This window comes from Mycobacterium kyorinense, from assembly GCF_002101735.1.
In the GTDB taxonomy this organism is placed as follows: Bacteria; Actinomycetota; Actinomycetes; order Mycobacteriales; family Mycobacteriaceae; genus Mycobacterium; species Mycobacterium kyorinense.
Genome location: NZ_LQPE01000138.1, coordinates 1 through 15,525, shown reverse-complemented (window position 1 = coordinate 15,525; position 15,525 = coordinate 1). Strand labels below are relative to the sequence as shown.

General features: G+C 69.0%; 20 protein-coding genes and 1 pseudogene. 6 read left to right on the top strand and 15 right to left on the bottom strand.

Translation table 11 applies throughout. From position 1 onward, the window contains the following. Positions 1-32: 32 nt before the first annotated feature. Positions 33-1,502: a flavin-containing monooxygenase gene (locus AWC14_RS17095; protein ID WP_045385650.1), complete on the top strand. Its 1,470-nt coding sequence runs from the start codon at positions 33-35 to the stop codon at positions 1,500-1,502. On the opposite strand, the gene rraA is transcribed toward AWC14_RS17095, so the two are convergent. The 10 genes from rraA to AWC14_RS29015 all read right to left on the bottom strand — a co-directional run bounded on the left by rraA (position 1,499) and on the right by AWC14_RS29015 (position 7,855). Next, positions 1,499-1,981 carry a ribonuclease E activity regulator RraA gene (gene rraA / locus AWC14_RS17090; protein WP_142281734.1) on the bottom strand — a complete coding sequence of 161 codons (483 nt, stop codon included), beginning with the start codon at positions 1,979-1,981 and terminating at the stop codon, positions 1,499-1,501. The two genes, AWC14_RS17095 and rraA, sit on opposite strands and share 4 nt — an antisense overlap. A gap of 2 nt (positions 1,982-1,983) precedes the next feature. Continuing rightward, complete coding sequence (locus AWC14_RS17085; RefSeq protein ID WP_045385654.1) at positions 1,984-2,484, bottom strand: Rv3852 family protein; 501 nt, start codon at positions 2,482-2,484, stop codon at positions 1,984-1,986. Positions 2,485-2,557: 73 nt separating this feature from the next. After that, positions 2,558-3,076 carry a copper resistance CopC family protein gene (locus AWC14_RS17080; protein ID WP_045385656.1) on the bottom strand — a complete coding sequence of 173 codons (519 nt, stop codon included), beginning with the start codon at positions 3,074-3,076 and terminating at the stop codon, positions 2,558-2,560. Beyond that, positions 3,073-3,744 (bottom strand): YcnI family copper-binding membrane protein, encoded by a 672-nt coding sequence (locus AWC14_RS17075; protein WP_081968385.1) that lies wholly within the window; start codon positions 3,742-3,744, stop codon positions 3,073-3,075. Before AWC14_RS17075 ends, AWC14_RS17080 begins: the two co-directional genes overlap by 4 nt. A 2-nt stretch (positions 3,745-3,746) precedes the next feature. Then, positions 3,747-4,403, bottom strand: a complete 657-nt coding sequence (locus AWC14_RS17070; protein ID WP_045385658.1) for a DUF6474 family protein — start codon at positions 4,401-4,403, stop codon at positions 3,747-3,749. Between the two features lie 101 nt (positions 4,404-4,504). Then, positions 4,505-4,903: a helix-turn-helix domain-containing protein gene (locus tag AWC14_RS17065; RefSeq protein WP_045385660.1), complete on the bottom strand. Its 399-nt coding sequence runs from the start codon at positions 4,901-4,903 to the stop codon at positions 4,505-4,507. A gap of 335 nt (positions 4,904-5,238) precedes the next feature. Continuing rightward, positions 5,239-5,937 (bottom strand): TMEM165/GDT1 family protein, encoded by a 699-nt coding sequence (locus AWC14_RS17060; protein WP_045385662.1) that lies wholly within the window; start codon positions 5,935-5,937, stop codon positions 5,239-5,241. Positions 5,938-6,219: 282 nt separating this feature from the next. Beyond that, positions 6,220-6,756 (bottom strand): hypothetical protein, encoded by a 537-nt coding sequence (locus tag AWC14_RS17055; RefSeq protein ID WP_057003380.1) that lies wholly within the window; start codon positions 6,754-6,756, stop codon positions 6,220-6,222. A gap of 166 nt (positions 6,757-6,922) precedes the next feature. After that, positions 6,923-7,546: a superoxide dismutase gene (locus AWC14_RS17050; protein ID WP_045382076.1), complete on the bottom strand. Its 624-nt coding sequence runs from the start codon at positions 7,544-7,546 to the stop codon at positions 6,923-6,925. Positions 7,547-7,699: 153 nt separating this feature from the next. After that, positions 7,700-7,855 (bottom strand): hypothetical protein, encoded by a 156-nt coding sequence (locus AWC14_RS29015; protein ID WP_162835660.1) that lies wholly within the window; start codon positions 7,853-7,855, stop codon positions 7,700-7,702. A 380-nt stretch (positions 7,856-8,235) separates the two neighbouring features. On the opposite strand from AWC14_RS29015, the gene AWC14_RS17045 reads away from it, so the two are divergent. The 3 genes from AWC14_RS17045 to AWC14_RS17035 are packed head-to-tail and all read left to right on the top strand — an operon-like array spanning position 8,236 to position 10,476. Beyond that, the gene (locus AWC14_RS17045; RefSeq protein WP_045382078.1) at positions 8,236-8,580 is read left to right on the top strand and encodes a rhodanese-like domain-containing protein; all 345 of its coding nucleotides are present in this window, start codon (positions 8,236-8,238) and stop codon (positions 8,578-8,580) included. A 41-nt stretch (positions 8,581-8,621) separates the two neighbouring features. Continuing rightward, positions 8,622-9,647 (top strand): DUF4328 domain-containing protein, encoded by a 1,026-nt coding sequence (locus tag AWC14_RS17040; RefSeq protein ID WP_045382081.1) that lies wholly within the window; start codon positions 8,622-8,624, stop codon positions 9,645-9,647. A 4-nt stretch (positions 9,648-9,651) separates the two neighbouring features. Continuing rightward, a complete protein-coding gene (locus AWC14_RS17035) occupies positions 9,652-10,476 on the top strand; it encodes a glycerophosphodiester phosphodiesterase (protein WP_045382084.1) in 825 nt (274 codons plus the stop codon). Positions 10,477-10,482: 6 nt separating this feature from the next. Here the strand turns inward: AWC14_RS17035 and AWC14_RS17030 are convergent, their stop codons facing one another. The 3 genes from AWC14_RS17030 to AWC14_RS17020 are packed head-to-tail and all read right to left on the bottom strand — an operon-like array spanning position 10,483 to position 13,151. Then, on the bottom strand, positions 10,483-11,583 hold the full coding sequence (locus tag AWC14_RS17030) for an LCP family protein (protein WP_081968233.1): 1,101 nt from the start codon (positions 11,581-11,583) through the stop codon (positions 10,483-10,485). Then, positions 11,583-12,344 carry a CPBP family intramembrane glutamic endopeptidase gene (locus AWC14_RS17025; RefSeq protein WP_045382087.1) on the bottom strand — a complete coding sequence of 254 codons (762 nt, stop codon included), beginning with the start codon at positions 12,342-12,344 and terminating at the stop codon, positions 11,583-11,585. The genes AWC14_RS17030 and AWC14_RS17025 overlap by 1 nt, the downstream gene beginning before the upstream one ends. 27 nt (positions 12,345-12,371) lie before the next feature. Then, complete coding sequence (locus AWC14_RS17020; RefSeq protein ID WP_045382090.1) at positions 12,372-13,151, bottom strand: DUF2470 domain-containing protein; 780 nt, start codon at positions 13,149-13,151, stop codon at positions 12,372-12,374. An 86-nt stretch (positions 13,152-13,237) separates the two neighbouring features. On the opposite strand from AWC14_RS17020, the gene pheA reads away from it, so the two are divergent. Continuing rightward, positions 13,238-14,161: a prephenate dehydratase gene (gene pheA / locus AWC14_RS17015; protein ID WP_045382093.1), complete on the top strand. Its 924-nt coding sequence runs from the start codon at positions 13,238-13,240 to the stop codon at positions 14,159-14,161. Then, positions 14,158-14,847: a histidine phosphatase family protein gene (locus tag AWC14_RS17010; protein ID WP_045382096.1), complete on the top strand. Its 690-nt coding sequence runs from the start codon at positions 14,158-14,160 to the stop codon at positions 14,845-14,847. The genes pheA and AWC14_RS17010 overlap by 4 nt, the downstream gene beginning before the upstream one ends. A 6-nt stretch (positions 14,848-14,853) precedes the next feature. Here the strand turns inward: AWC14_RS17010 and AWC14_RS17005 are convergent, their stop codons facing one another. Beyond that, complete coding sequence (locus AWC14_RS17005) at positions 14,854-15,045, bottom strand: hypothetical protein (protein ID WP_045382100.1); 192 nt, start codon at positions 15,043-15,045, stop codon at positions 14,854-14,856. A 2-nt stretch (positions 15,046-15,047) separates the two neighbouring features. After that, positions 15,048-15,460: pseudogene (locus AWC14_RS17000) on the bottom strand (metallopeptidase family protein); the annotation flags it as partial. Between the last annotated feature and the right edge of the window lie 65 nt (positions 15,461-15,525).

The window sequence follows — 15,525 nt, the reverse complement described above, 5'->3', positions numbered from 1 at the left end:
GAACTCAACACTGTGTTGATACCGTCGGTTACATGACCGAACACCTTGACGTTGTCATCGTGGGCGCCGGCATCTCCGGCATCAGCGCGGCCTGGCACCTGCAGGACCGCTGCCCGAACAAGAGCTATGTGGTCCTCGAGCGCCGCGACGACCTCGGCGGCACCTGGGACCTGTTCAAGTACCCGGGCATCCGCTCCGACTCCGACATGTTCACGCTCGGCTTCCGGTTCAAGCCGTGGCGCTCGGCCCAGTCCATCGCCGACGGGCCCTCGATCAAGGCCTACATCAAGGAGGCCGCGGCGGAGAACGGCATCGACCGGCACATCCGCTACCGCCAGAAGGTGGTGGCCGCCGACTGGTCCGACGCCGACAGCCGCTGGACGCTCACCGTCGAGCACGACGGCCAGCAGAGCACGATCAGCTGTTCCTTCCTGTTCGCCTGCAGCGGTTACTACAACTACGACGAGGGCTACTCGCCGAAGTTCGAGGGCGCCGACGACTTCGAGGGCACGATCGTGCACCCGCAGCACTGGCCGGAGGATCTCGATTACGCGGGCAAGAGGATCGTCGTGATCGGCTCCGGCGCGACCGCGGTGACTCTGATTCCGGCCCTGGTGAATTCGGGCGCGGAGCACGTGACCATGCTGCAGCGCTCACCGACCTACATCGGCTCGCTGCCGGCTGTCGACCCCTTCGCCGAGCGGGCCAACCGGCTGCTGCCGGCCAAGGCCGCACACTTCGCCAACCGCTGGAAGGCGATCGCCTTCAGCACCGGTCAGTACCAGTTCTCGCGGCGCTTCCCGAAAGCGATGCGCAAGACGCTGCTGACGATGGCCAAGCGGCGGCTGCCCGAGGGCTACGACGTCGAGAAGCACTTCGGCCCGCGATACAAGCCGTGGGACCAGCGGCTGTGCCTGGCGCCCAACGGGGACCTGTTCCGCACCATCCGCCGCGGCCAGGCCGACGTCGTCACCGACACCATCGACCGGTTCACCAAGACCGGGATCAAGCTGCATTCCGGCGAGGAGTTGCAAGCCGACATCATCGTCACCGCAACGGGTTTGAACCTGCAGCTCTTCGGCGGCGCGCAGATCCGGCGCAACGGCGTGCCGATCGAGCTCAACGACACCATGGCCTACAAGGGCATGATGCTGACCGGCATGCCGAACTTGGCGTTCACCATCGGCTACACAAATGCGTCCTGGACGCTCAAGGCCGACCTGGTATCGGAGTTCGTCTGCCGGGTGCTCAACTACATGGACTCCCGCGGGTACGACACCGTGGTGCCGCAACACCCGGGCGACTCGGTGGACGAGCGCCCGCTGATGGACTTCACCCCGGGCTATGTGCTGCGGGCGCTGGACTACCTGCCGAAGGCCGGGTCGCGCACCCCGTGGCGGCTCAAGCAGAACTATCTGCTGGACCTGCGGCTGATCCGGCGCGGCCGAGTCGACGACGAGGCGCTGAGCTTCAGCAAGAACCAGGTGGCGGTCGCGGCCTAGGCCGCGGCGACCACCACGATGCCGTCGTCGTCGCTGTAGGCGACGTCACCGGGCACGAAGGTGACGCCGCCCAGTTCGACCGGGACATCCCGTTCGCCGGCGCCGGTCTTGCTGCTCTTACGCGGATTGGTGCCCAGCGCCTTGATGCCGATGTCGATGCCGCGCAGCGTCGCTGCGTCCCGGACCGCGCCGTGCACCACCAGCCCGGCCCAGCCGTTGGAGCGGGCGAGTTCGGCGATGACGTCACCGACCAGCGCGGTGTGCAGCGAGCCCGCGCCGTCGACCACCAGCACCCCGCCGTCGCCGGGCTCGGAGAGCACAGACTTCAACAGCGCGTTGTCCTGAAAGCAGCGCACGGTGCTGATCGGCCCGGCGAATTGCGCGAGGGCGCCGAATTGGCGGAATTGGACGTCACAGCTGCGGACGTCGGGCCCGATGTCGTCGACGAGGTCGGCGGTGGGCCGGAAAGTCACCGGCACGGTCAGCTGCCGCGCCGGCGTAGTTGGCGCACCAGCAGCAACGCCAGCAGAGCGACCGCGACGGCTACCGCGAGCGTCAGCGGCGAGCGGCCGGCGGGCGATAGTGCCGGCGCCGCGGCCACTGGGTTGTTGGCCGCAGCAACCGTCGACTTTGCTTGTGCGGCAGCCTCTTTGGCGCCAGCGGCGAGTTGGCCGTTGGTCTCGATCCGTGGCTGTTCGACAGGTTTGACGGGAGCCGGCTCGGCTTTCTTGGCAGGCGCCTTCTTTGCGGGCGCTTTCTTTGCGGGCGCCTTTTTGGCCGGTGACTTTTTGGCGGGCGCTTGCTGCGCCTTCTTTGCCGGCGCTTTCTTGGCGGCTGCCTTCTTGGCCGCTTTCTCGGGCTTGTCCGGTGCTTTGTCCGCGGGGGTCTCGTCGGCGGGAGGCGCCGGGGGTGACGGCGGGGTTGGGCCCGCGCCGGGTGCGTCTTCTGGTGCGTGGTCCGGTTGATCCTGCGGGTCTGCCATGCGGCCGCTCCTTTGCAGTTCCTCGTCGCGTACACCGGTCGACACCAACGGTCGAACCCCATCATGCCAGGGGCTACTGCCGGTGCCGCACCGCCCACAGCGCAGCGCCGGCCACCAGCACCACCGCCCCGACCGCAAACGGCCACACCGGGACGCCGTCGGCGCGGTGGTCCTCGGGGTATGCCGCCGGGCCGGGCGTTCCGGTGCCCGCAACGGCGAGCCGAAACGACCACGAACCCGTCACCACATGCCCGTCTGCCGAGGTGACCCGGTAGTTCACGGTGTAGTTGCCGGCCGGACCCAGCGGCCGCAACGCGACGCTGACGACCGCGCCCTGCACCTGCGCGTCCCCGGTCGACCACAGTTTGCCGTCCGGCCCGACGACCGCCATGGCCGCGAACGTGGTTTGCAGCCGTTCGTTGAACGTGGCGCTGACCCGGGCCGGGCCGGCGTTCACGACGGCGTTCTCGGCCGGGTCGGCTGCCACCCGGACGGCGTGCGCGGCGGCGGGTCCGGCGGTCAGGGTGACGCCGACGGCGGCCAGTACCGCCAGCAGCAGGCTCAACGCCGCGGCGCGCGCCGCGACGCTCATGTCCGTCGCCGGATCAGCGTCAGCGCGACGCCGAGGGCGGCGACCAGCAGGGCAGTGCCGGCCAGCAGTCGGGCGGTGTTGTCGGGCGCCGGCTTGGGCTGACCGGCTTGCGCCGGGTCTGTCAGCGGACCCGGATGCGGTGTGCCGTGCTGGTGTGGCGGCGGCGCGACCGGCCCCGGTCTCAATGCCAGGCTGGGCGCTGGGTGTTCCGGCTCACCGCCTCCGGGCAACGGCGGCTGGTCCCACTTGACCACCGACCCGTCGGCATAAGTCTGGGTGGCCGGGAAGCTGACAGTGTCCGCGTCGGGCAACTGCACCGATATCCGGAACAGGGCAAACTGATCCGCCGGGATGCCGCTATTGGGCGCGGCCGTCCACGTGACCGAGTGCACGGTGCCCGCCGCGGTGTCGCGGTCGAGTTTGACCGTCCAGCCAGGCATGGTTTCGGTGCTGGCCGACGCCACGTCGGGCAGCGCCACCGACAGCGCGGTGGTCGGCGCTCCCGTCGGGGACTCATTGGGCACCGAAAACGTGACGATGGCATGACCGCCGCGGACCGGGTTGTCGCTGCTGGCATGGACATGGGCCGACGCCTGCGCGATACCGAGCATGGCGGCGCAGTACAGTCCGGCCGCGGCTGCGGCCGCGATGAGCGGGCGTGGCCGCATGCTCAGGCCAACCCGAGCCGCGCCATCAGGTCGGCCTCGATCTCGTCGAGCTGTTTGGAGATTGCGGCGTGGGCGGACCGCCGCCGCGAGGCAGGCATGTTCTCGGCGGCCGTGATGGCCGCCGAGAGGTCGGCGAGCCGATCGGAGATGGCCGCCGCGAACTGCTTGGTCTCCGCGTCTTTGGGCTTCTTCTCCTGCACCGTTCGCAGCGACTGCTCGGCTCCGGCGATGCGAGCCGACAGCCGCGCGCCGTGTCCGGAGAACTGCCCGATTTGCGCCAGCGGAACGCCGAGCTGATCCGCGCGGCGTTGGTCCATCAGCCCGCGGGCCGCGATCGCGGCCCGGTACACCAACGGCACCACGATCGGTGCGAGCAACCGTGAGACGGTCAGCACTCGACGAATCCGGGTGGGCGACAACAGTTTGCCCTCTCGCACCGCCTTGAGTTCGGCCTCGGCCACCTTCAGCGCCGACCGATCACTGTCGCGTTGCGCCTTCAGCTGCGCTTTGAGCGCCTTGGTCTCGGCTCGTTGTGCGGCCTTGAACCGGCGCGCCTCGTTCTTGGCGGCCAGCTTGGCCTCCAGCTTGGCGCGGGCCTTGATCGCACGAGCCTCGGCACGACGCATCGCGCGGCTTTTTCGCTTGCGGAACAGGCCCATTCCCGGCCGCCTCCCCGGTTTCTCGTCGGCTGTCGCGATGCGTGATCGCTGGGCCAACCCTAACCGGAACAAGACGTCGTTAGGTTGTCAGGTCGGGGCAGTTACGCGTCGAGGTGCTCTTTGCGCCGCAGTTCGTCAACCCGCTGGATGATGTCCTGTTGCGCCTCGGGAGACAATCCACTGGCGCGCAACGCGATTCGGCGAATATTCTCGTCGCGCATCGTCGCCAGCCAGGTCAGCTCCTTGTCGAGCTTTTCGTAATACTCGTCGTCGGTGAAGTAGGCCGGCTTGATGCGGAAGAAATTCGCGAGGGCCGCCATGGTCGCCGCCGACGGGTTGGTGCGGTTGCCTGAGCGCAGTTGTGACAGGTAGGGAGCAGACATCGTGATGCCCTCCGCCTTGAGCGCCGCGATCACCTCAGCGGACGTGTGCGGTCCTCGTCCGGGTGGGTAAACCGTGTCGAACAGGCGGTTCAGGCGCGCAGCGAACGTCGTGCTCATCGATATGACCTCCACCAGGGTTGGTAGGACGAATGATTCCAGGCACGTATTTGCTGATCATCGTAGCGACACTTATCGGATGAACCAAGTGCAAACCTGGAGCGAATTAACTTCGGCGGCCCGAGCCGCCGCCGGCGACGCCGGCGAAGCGCTGCGCGCGCGTTGTACAGCGGATTCTCATGATGCACCAAGCGAATTGTGACGCGTTGCGTTGTTATCGCTGCGGGCGGGCGGGCGCGACGGCATCAGCGAGCGAACAGAGCTTGCGCCGGGCAACCAGCCGGCTGCGACGACGCGTCGAAAAGCGGCTTTGCTGTCGAGGGGGTAGGCGCCGTTCAGCCGACGCCCGGGGACGCCTCTGGGACGGGCGCGGCAGCCGAGCGGGTGCGGACAAATCGCACCATCGCGGCGATAGTCGCGACGAGCACTGTCGCCGCGGTCGCACCGACGGCTACCCACCGCCAGCCCAGCGCGCCGTCGAACAACATCCACAATCCGAAGACCAGGAACAGCAGGCTGGCCAACACGTGCAACAGCCCTTCGGGCAGGCGCCGGTGCAGCAGGATCCCCGCGGCGATCGCCAACCCGTCGGCGACGATCATCGCGACCGTGGTACCGATCCACACGCCCGCCCAGTCGTGATCGCTCGCCAGCGCGACGGTGGCCAGCGTCGTTTTGTCGCCCAGCTCGGCCAGCAAGAACGACGACACGACGGCGAGCAGCGCGAATCGGGGCTCCCGGACAGGGCGCACGCAGTCGTCGTCGCCGCTGGTGCCCTCCCGCCACGTCCACACCGCGAAGACGAAGAACGCGATCGCCGCCGCGAAGGCCATCGGCTGAGCCGGCAGCGTCAACCCGAGAAAGTGCCCGATCGCCACCGAAATGCCATGTGCCACGCAAGCCGCGATGCCCACCCCGCTCAGCACCACCCACCAGCGGTACCGCAGCGCGTAGGTCATGGTGATCAGCTGTGACCGGTCGCCGAGCTCGGCGAGGAAAACCACCCCGAAGCTCAGGAGCGCGGCTGCGAGCATGTGTGGCGACCTTTCGACGCGTCGTCGACGGACCCGTGGTCCCCCGAACATCGGGCCGAAGGTCTCGCCCACCGACCGAACGGCCGGTTCGCCTGCCGGGCTGGTTGCCAGTATGTCGACTCGACGATTGCGGGCTACTCCCCTTCGATAATCGATGCCCAGGCTAGCGGCCGTAACCGATCGGCACCAGCGGGAGCGACGAGTTCGGCTACCCGTATTTCCCGATTCGCCAAGTGCGGGCTTGGGATTCGGCCACCTCACAACCGAGGCATCGGAAATGCGTTATGCGGCAAGCAGCATCGCCAGAATCGCGGTATCGGGGTGGCTGATGGGGTCGACACCGACGCGGCTCACCATCGAGGTGACGGTGCCGTCGGCTTCGGCTTCCACCCACGCCGCCCGGTGTTCGAGGCCCAGATAGGGCAAGCCGGGCAGCAGTACACAACCCGAAGCCGCGCCGGTGCATTCCGGCAGCGACGGCATGGTCTCCGACGGCGGATGCAACATCAACAGCGCCGGCGGTTGGCGATCGGCGAAATAGCCTGGCTGGATTGCTGATTCGCCGACGACCGGCCCTTCCGCCAGCACCAGCCCGACGCTGCCCGGCGGCGCCGGAGACTCCGGCAATTCCTCACGGGCGCCGAATACCGTTGTAGTGGAAAGTAATCCAGGAAGTGATGCGACCCGGACCGCAACCATCAGCAGCTGCGCCCACTCCTTCGTCGAATCAGGCCAGCGGCCGAAGATCACGAAGCCCTTCAGGACACCGTGTGAATGGAACGGGGCGACTTCGACGGCCCTGCCTGACCCAGTTTCCATATGGCCCTCCGCGATACCTCACTCACAACACCCCGGCGGGTCGATGAGCACAGCATGCGCCAGGTGAGGAGTACCCGCAAGCGGACACGGCCAACCGCGGTGGACCGCCAGAAAAGGAACGGGGCGCCGCGCAAAAAGCGCGACGCCCCGACTCGAGTGCGCAGGATCAGCCGGCGATGAGCCCCTTGGTCTTCGAGGTCGCGGCGTCATAACGCGCCTGCACGTCGGCCCAGTTGACGACGTTCCAGAACGCCTTGGCGAAGTCGACCTTGACGTTCTTGTACTGCAGGTAGAAGGCGTGCTCCCACATGTCGAGGAGCAGCAGCGGGACGACGCCGAGCGGGAAGTTGGACTGGTGGTCGTACACCTGGAAGATCAGCAGCTTCTCGCCGAGGTTGTCCCAGCCGAGGGCCGCCCAACCCGACCCCTGCACGGTGGTGGCGGCCGCATGGAACTGAGCGCGGAATTTGTCGAACGAGCCGAACGCGTCGTCGATGGCCGCGGCCAGCTCGCCGGTCGGCTTGTCACCGCCGTTGGGCGACAGGTTCTTCCACCAGATGGTGTGGTTGACGTGGCCGGCCAGGTTGAACGCCAAGTTCTTCTCGTTCAGCAGGACGGTCGACTGGTCGTCCTTGGCGCGTGCTTCCTCGAGTTTTTCAAGCGCGTCGTTCGCGCCCTTCACGTAGGTCGCATGGTGTTTGCTGTGGTGAAGCTCGTTGATCTGACCGGAGATGTGCGGCTCCAGTGCGCCGTAGTCCCAGTCCAAATCGGGCAACGTGTAGACAGCCACGGGATTCCTTCCTTCGATAATCGTTGCTGACCTGCTTCTGATGCTCACTCAAGGTTGCCGCCGGGCAATCGAGCCCAACACGATCAACCCTGCTCCATGACTGCGCGCACCGCAACAACGGGTGCACTAAGGGCATACCCGGCGGGCGCGTGTTCAGACCAACACGATGACGGCGAGGACCGCCAGCAAAACCAGGGCGATCAGACCGGCGCGCACACCGGCGAGCAGGTACGAGCGGTTACAGGCAGGCGAACTGCTGTACCAATGCGACGACGTCGCCGACTGTGGTCCGACCGGTTGCGTCGTCATCGGATGACCCTGATCTGCACGTCCAACTCGCCCCCAGTGAGATGAGTCACAAACAACTTCGGTGGTCGCGATCATAACGCCTCGTGAACCGCCGGAAAAATTGAACCGGCGTCAGGGCGCTGACCAGCAGTTGCCGTCGTCCCGGCGAGATGCTTAGCGCGGCGATGAATTTCGCTCGCGGCGTGGTTGGGCTGTCGATTGACGGACCCGTTATTGCGCTGTTATCCACAGCTACCGTTGCGCCGGGCCTATTGACGCGCCGTCAATGGCCGCGCGGTGCACACCGGAGCTGTGCATAAACCTGTGGAAACTGTGGATAGCCGGTGGTAGCTGAGCGGCGGCTTCTGCGCCGCCGGGCGGCGCGTGCCAAGATCGACCCCATGCCTGCTGAACCGGTGGTTGCCCAGACGGATATTGCCGCCCTGCCGACCGAATTCGGCTCGGCGGCAGTGTTGCTCGACGTGCGCGAGGACGACGAGTGGAAACGTGGCCACATCGCCGGCGCCCAACACATCCCGATCGCCGAAGTGCCGGCGCGCCTCGACGAGATCGACCCCCAGGCCGAGCTGTACGTCATCTGCCATGCCGGCGGCAGGTCCCTGCGGGTAGCGCAGTACTTCCAGCAAAACGGGTACCGACCGGTCAACGTCAGCGGCGGCATGTTGGCGTGGGCGGGCGCCGGGCGCCCGGTGGTCACCGACGGCGGCGGCCCGGGCAGCGTCTGAGGACCGAGCCACCGCTTCCGACACGCTTTAAGCTGGCGCTCATGATCCAAGCGTGCTCTCAGTGCGGCACACGCTGGAACGTGCGTGACCGCCAGCGGGTGTGGTGCCCGCGGTGCCGCGGGACGCTGCTGCCGCCGTCCCCCGAGGGGCAGGCGGTCGACCCGCGGTGGAGCGCTCGGAGCGCCGCACCCACGGCCGGCCGGCGGATGCCGCCGCGGCTGCCGCCGGGTTACCGATGGATCGCCGTGCGGCCCGGCGCGCCACCGCCGCCGCGGCGCCGGCGGCGGCCACTGGGACCCACCCCCCGCTACGCGGTCATACCGCGATGGGGACTGGTCGATCGCGTCGAACCAGGCGCGGCGACGCCGGCCGCGGCCGTGCCGCCCGGCCCGTCGGCGGCGCGCGTGCGCACCACCCTGTTCGCCACTCTCGTCGTGCTCGGCATCGCGGCGCTGGTGCATTTCGTGCGCTATCTGCTGCTGATCATCAACCGCGGCACCCTGCTCAACCCGTGGGTGGCGGGCGCCGCGCTCTGGCTTGGCGTGTTGGCCAGCGCCGCCGCCATCGCGATGGTGATCACCTGCGCCGTGGTCCTGATCCGATGGCTGATCGCCCGCCGCGCCGCCGCGTTCGCGCATTACGGCCTGCCCGAGCCGCGGTCGGCACGGGCGCTGTGGGCCGGGTGCTTCATACCGCTGGTGAACCTGCTGTGGGCGCCGGTGTACGTCATCGAACTGGCCGCCACCGAAGACGTCCTGCCGCGGCTGCGCAAACCCATCCTGCTGTGGTGGATCGTCTGGGTGATCAGTACGGCGGTGTCGATCTTCGCCATCGCGACCAGCCGGGCGCAAGATGCCCAGGGCATCGCCGACAACACCGTGACGACAATATTTGCCTACCTGGTGGCCGCCGCTGCCGTGGCCGCAGCCGGGCGGGTGTTCGAGGGCTTCGAGCGCAAACCGGTCGAACGGCCCGCGCATCGCTGGGTGGTGGTCGCCGACGATCGCGGCGACGCGCCGGGATCCGCTCCGGCTGTTGAGTCGGAGGGCGAGGAACCGGCAGCATAGGGATATGACGCGGGCCGACGAGGTGCTCGCCCGGCACCCACACGTGGTAGCCCATCGCGGCGCCTCGGCTTCTCGGCCGGAACATACCCTGGCCGCATACGATCTCGCGCTCAAGGAGGGCGCCGACGGCGTCGAATGCGATGTCCGGCTCACCCGGGACGGCCACTTGGTCTGTGTGCACGACCGTCGGCTGGACCGCACGTCCACCGGCGCCGGTCTGGTCAGCACGATGACGCTGGCCGAACTGCGTGAGCTGGAATACGGGGCCTGGCACGACAGCTGGCGTCCCGACGGGGCGCACGGCGACAGCGGACTGCTGACGCTCGACTCGCTCGTCGCGCTGGTGCTGGACTGGAACCGGCCGGTGAAGATCTTCATCGAAACCAAGCACCCGGTGCGCTACGGCGCCCTGGTGGAAAGCAAGGTGTTGGCGCTGCTGCAGCGTTTCCGGATCGCCACGCCCGCTTCCGCGGACCGCTCCCGCGCGGTGGTGATGTCGTTTTCGGCGGCCGCCATGTGGCGTATCCGTCGCGCCGCACCGCTGCTGCCCACGGTGCTGCTCGGCAAGGCCGCCCGATACCTGGGCAGCAGCGCGGCCAGCGCCGTCGGCGCCACCGCTGTTGGGCCGTCGATTGCGACGCTTCGTGAGCATCCCGAGCTCGTCGACCGCGCCGCGGCCCAGGGGCGGGCGCTGTACTGCTGGAACGTCGACCATTACGACGACGTCAGATTCTGCCGGGAAGTGGGGGTGGCGTGGCTGGCCACCCGTCACCCCGGCCGGGTCAAGGCCTGGCTGCAGGACGGGCTGACGGGCGCAGGGTTGGACTAGACCGCTCTACGGTTGGCCGTCGAGAGCCGGTACGGGCGCGTCCGCGGCCAGCGCGTCGAACAGGTGGGCCGCCGCGTCGTGATCCCACACCACGACCGAGCCGGCGTCGCTGCCGGTGAATTCGCCGATCGGCACAGTCAGCGTGGTCGTCGCGCCATGCAGCGACCAGCCCAACCGGGCAAGGTCCCAGACGTGGTCGCCTTGGTCGACGGTCAGGGCGTCGGCGGCGGCGTGCGGCACCGAATACCACCGCCACGGGTTGAGCCATACGCCCGGGCTGGTGGCGCGGTGCAGCAGCGCCGACATGAACTGCCGCTGGTTGGCCATCCGGTCGAGGTCGGCCCGCGGCGTCGCGCGTGTGCGGACATAGCCGAGTGCGTTGGGGCCGTCGAGCTTCTGGCAACCGGCCGGCAGGCTGATTCCGGCCAGCGGGTCGTCGATCGGGGCGCTGGGGCAGGCGGTCACTCCGCCGAGCGCGTCGACGAGGTCGGCGAACCCGCTGAAACCGACTTCGGCGTAGTGGTCGAGCCGGACCCCGGTGGCCTGCTCGACGGTCTGGGCCAGTAAAGGCGCACCGCCCATCGCGAAGGCCGCGTTGATCTTGTCGCGGCCGTACCCGGGTATCGGCACATAGGAGTCGCGCGGAATCGACACCATCGTCGTGGGAGTGGCCGACCCGATGGCCGGCACGTGGACCAGCAGGATGGTGTCGGTGCGGCCGTTGCCGATGTCGCCGCCGGTGGCCAGGGCCTGCTGCTGCTCGACGGTCAGACCCTGGCGGCTGTCCGAGCCGACCAGTAGCCAGGTGGTGCCGCGCCCGGCGGCCGGGCGGCCCGGATAGTCGGTCAGCACCGGTGTGCGGTGCAGGACGGTGTCCATCCACAGCGTGCCGCCGAGGATGCCGGCACCGAACAGCAACACCGCGATCAGCAGGCTCAGCGCAATCACTTGACCCCATGCGCGTTTGCGACGAGCTCGGGGCGCGGCCGGTTGCGCCGGCGGTCGACGGGGCGGCGGAGAGGGCGGGGGCGGCGGCGCCGGCCGGCGATAGCTGGGGTCGCGGGGGATCAGGGGCGGCGGTTCTCGGCGGGGGTGCTGGCCGGTCATCAGTGCAACCACCCGAGGTGACCGCGCAGAAGGGCGTAGCCGACGAACGCGACGGTGTCGATCAGCCCGTGGGCGATCACCAGCGGCCACAGCCGGCCGGTGCGCTGCCAGACGTAGCCGAATACCAGCCCCATCGCCAGGTTGCCCAGCCCGGCGCCGAAACCCTGGTAGAGGTGGTAGGCGCCGCGCAGCAGGCTGGAGTAGATCAGCGCCGCGCCGCCGGACACGTCCAGCTGCCGCAGCCGGGTGATCAGGTAGCCGACGACGATGACTTCTTCGGCCCACCCGTTGGCGAACGCGGCGGCCACCAGCATCGGGATGCGCCACCAGGTGTCGCTGAGACTCGACGGGATCACCGAGGCGTTAAGGCCCAGCATCCGCGCCGCGACATACAGCCCGAGCCCGGGCAGCCCGATCAACGCGGCCAGGCCGACGCCGCCGCCCAGATCGGCACGCCAGGAAAAGCGCCCCAATCCGATTGCTGCCGGCCGCAAACCGCCACGCCACAGCAGGTACAGCCCGAGCCCGCCCCACGCGATCAGCTGCGCGACTACCGCCGCGTTCAAGCCGAGGTCGACCAGGTCGAAGTAGGACCGCCGCGGGTTGAGCGGGATCCGCTGGGCGCTCAGGTTACGCAGCACCGCGTCGGTGAGTTGCAGGATCGCGGTGACGGCGCTGACGCCGAAGGTGACGCCCAGGACGACGACGACCTCGATGCGCAGCGTTCGTCGCTGCACCAACTGGTCCTCGGGCGCGGTCACCTCGACACGGTAACCGGACCTCGGCCTCTAGTCCCGGCGCGCTCGCAGACCGTTCACAAACGGGCAACCCATCAACACCCGGATGGCCTGGCTGAGGCCCACCACGTCGTCGACCGGCTTACGGAACGGCAGCCGCACGTCGCGGTCGCCGTCGGCGCTTTCGATCCGCAGCCGCACCCCGTAGCGGTCGATGCCCAGCGGCCGCACGTCGCCGCGGCGCAGCCGGGCGGGCAGCCGGGAGGCCAGGCGCGCGACGACGTCGCGATGCGCGCTGTCGAGGTGGCGAATCCAGCACGACTCGAGCGCACAGAACGGGTCCGGCCGGGCGGCCAGCAGGTCCGCGACGCCGACGGACTCGGCGCCCGTCGCGTCGGTCACCACCACCGACTCGATCTCCAGCCGAAGCAGCGCATAGCGGGTGTCGCCGTCGGCGGGCGGCCTCGAGGCGGCCGTCTGGATTTGCAGCAGGGCAGGGTTCGGGTCCTCGGCGGCGATCAGGTCGAGCATGGCGGGCACCGCCGGCATCGGCAGCTGCTGGAGTCGCCCGCGAATCCACACCAGCGAGCGCACCGGCTCACGCAGCGGCAGCGGCGCGTAGTCGGCCAGTTCCAACACGGCCTGCGCCCCCGACGGCGCCGCGGCGTCGAGCGACACCGCCACGGCGAACGACCCGTCGCTGAGCAGGTGGTGCAGCGGCGTGGTGACCGGGTCGGCGCCCTCGATCGCCAGCAGCGCGCCGGTGGCCCGGAGGCAGGTGCTGCGGATCCGCTCGGCGGTCGTCGGCGCGGCGCAGGGAGCGAGGGTCATCGATCACCTTCCTTTAAGTGAGGTAAGCCTAACTTAACTAGATCGCGGCGAACGGCGCAAGGCTCTGCACCCGATAGGGTTTTGTCGTGGCTCGCATCGCGTATCTCGGTCCCGAAGGGACGTTCACCGAGGCGGCGCTGTTGCGGATGACCGACGCCGGCATGATTCCCCAGCGCGGCGAGGACGGCGTGCAGCCGATCCCCACCGAGAGCACGCCGGCGGCGCTGGATGCCGTGCGCGACGGCCGGGCCGACTACGCCTGCGTGCCGATCGAGAACTCGATCGACGGCTCGGTGATGCCGACACTGGACAGCCTGGCGATGGGATCGCCGCTGCAGGTGTTCGCCGAGATCACCTTGGACGTCGCGTTTTCCATCGTGGTCAAACCCGGCCGCAGCGTCGAGGAGGTGCGCACGCTGGCCGCCTTCCCGGTCGCGGCCGCGCAGGTGCGGCGGTGGGTGGCCGCGCATCTGCCCGGCGTCGAGCTGCGCCCGGCCAACTCCAACGCCGACGCCGCGCAGCAGGTCGTCGACGGCGTGGTGGACGCCGCGGTGAGCTCGCCGCTGGCCGCCGCCTATCGCGGGCTGGCGACGCTGGCCGACGGTGTCGTCGACGAAGCCAACGCCCGCACCCGCTTCGTCCTGGCCGGCCCGCCGGGCCCGCCGCCACCCCGTACCGGCGCGGACCGCACGTCGGTGATCTTGCGGATCGACAACGCGCCCGGGGCGCTGGTCACGGCGCTGTCCGAAGTGGGGATCCGCGACATCGACCTGACCCGCATCGAATCACGGCCCACCCGAACAGAGTTGGGCACCTACGTGTTTTTCCTGGACTGGGTCGGCCACATCGACGACGACGCGATCGCCGAGGCACTCAAGGCGCTTTACCGTCGTTGTGCGGATGTGCGCTATCTGGGTTCCTGGCCGACGGGCGTGGCCGCCGGCGTGCCGCCGCCGCAGTTGGACGAGGCCTCACGCTGGCTGGCGCGGTTGCGGGAGCCGGGGCGATGAGCGGTCGGCTGGTGTTGGTGCGGCACGGACAGTCCTACGGCAACGTCGATCGCCGGTTGGACACCCGGCCGCCCGGCACCGAGTTGACCCCGCTGGGCCGCGACCAGGCCCGTGCGTTCGCCCGCAATGGTCTGCGCCGGCCCGGTCTGCTGGTGCATTCGGTGGCCGTGCGGGCCGCCCAGACCGCCGCCGAGATCGGCAGCGAGGTCAACCTTGCGCCACGCGAAGTCGCGGGAATCCACGAAGTTCAGGTCGGCGATCTGGAAGACCGCAGCGACGACGACGCCGTGGCCGCATTCAACGCGATCTACGAGCGCTGGCATAAAGGCGAGCTCGATGTGCCGCTGCCCGGCGGGGAGAGCGCCGAGCAGGTGCTGGACCGCTACGTGCCGGTGTTGACCGATCTGCGGATGCGCTATCTGGACGACGACGACTGGACCAGCGACATCGTCGTGGTCAGCCACGGCGCGGCCATCCGGCTGACCGCAGCGGTGCTGGCCGGGGTCGACGGCAGCTTTGTGCTGGACCACCACCTGGGCAACGCCGAGTCGGTGGTGTTGACGCCGGTCACCGACGGACGCTGGAGCTGCGTGCAGTGGGGCGCGCTGACGCCGCCGTTCTACCCGGAGCCGGCGGCCACACCCGTCGCCGACGCCGTCGAATCCAGCACCGATCCGATGGGCTGACGCGGCTCAGACTGCGAGTGCCGCAGCCTCGGCGCACCCGCAACCGATGGCGTCGCAGTCCACGACGAAGGCGTGCGGCAGTATTTCCGGGCTGGCGCAGCCGTCCTCGGTGCACTCCGAGCGGCGCAGCGAATGGCGAATGACGGTGCCGTGGCAGTGATCCAAGCCTGCCCGGCAGTCGCGGCAGCTTGTGTCCATGCGCCGTTCTTAGCACTCGGCGCCGACAGATCGGCGATGCCGCGCCCGGCCGGCGCCGGTTAAATCAGGCCCAGCCCAATTCGTGCAGCCCGTCGTCGTCGATGCCGAAATGGTGGGCGATCTCGTGGATCACGGTGATCTTGACCTCGTCGACGACCTCGTCGTCGGAGTCGCAGATGTCGAGCAGCGCGTCGCGGTAGATCGTGATGGTGTCCGGCAGCGACCCGGCGTAGTTGGAGTCCCGCTCGGTCAAAGCGACACCTTCGTACAGCCCGAGCAACTCGGCGTCGCCGGGATGGCGGTCGGAGACCAGCACGACGACGTTGTCCATCACCGCGGCCAGCTCGGGCGGAATGAGGTCCAACGCGTCGGAGACCAGCTCGTCGAACCGCTGCGGATCCATCCGCACCGCCACCCGGCTAGCCTGCCGGCGGCGGCGGGGGTGGTGCCGGGGCTTCGGGCGGTGGAGGCGGCGGTGCC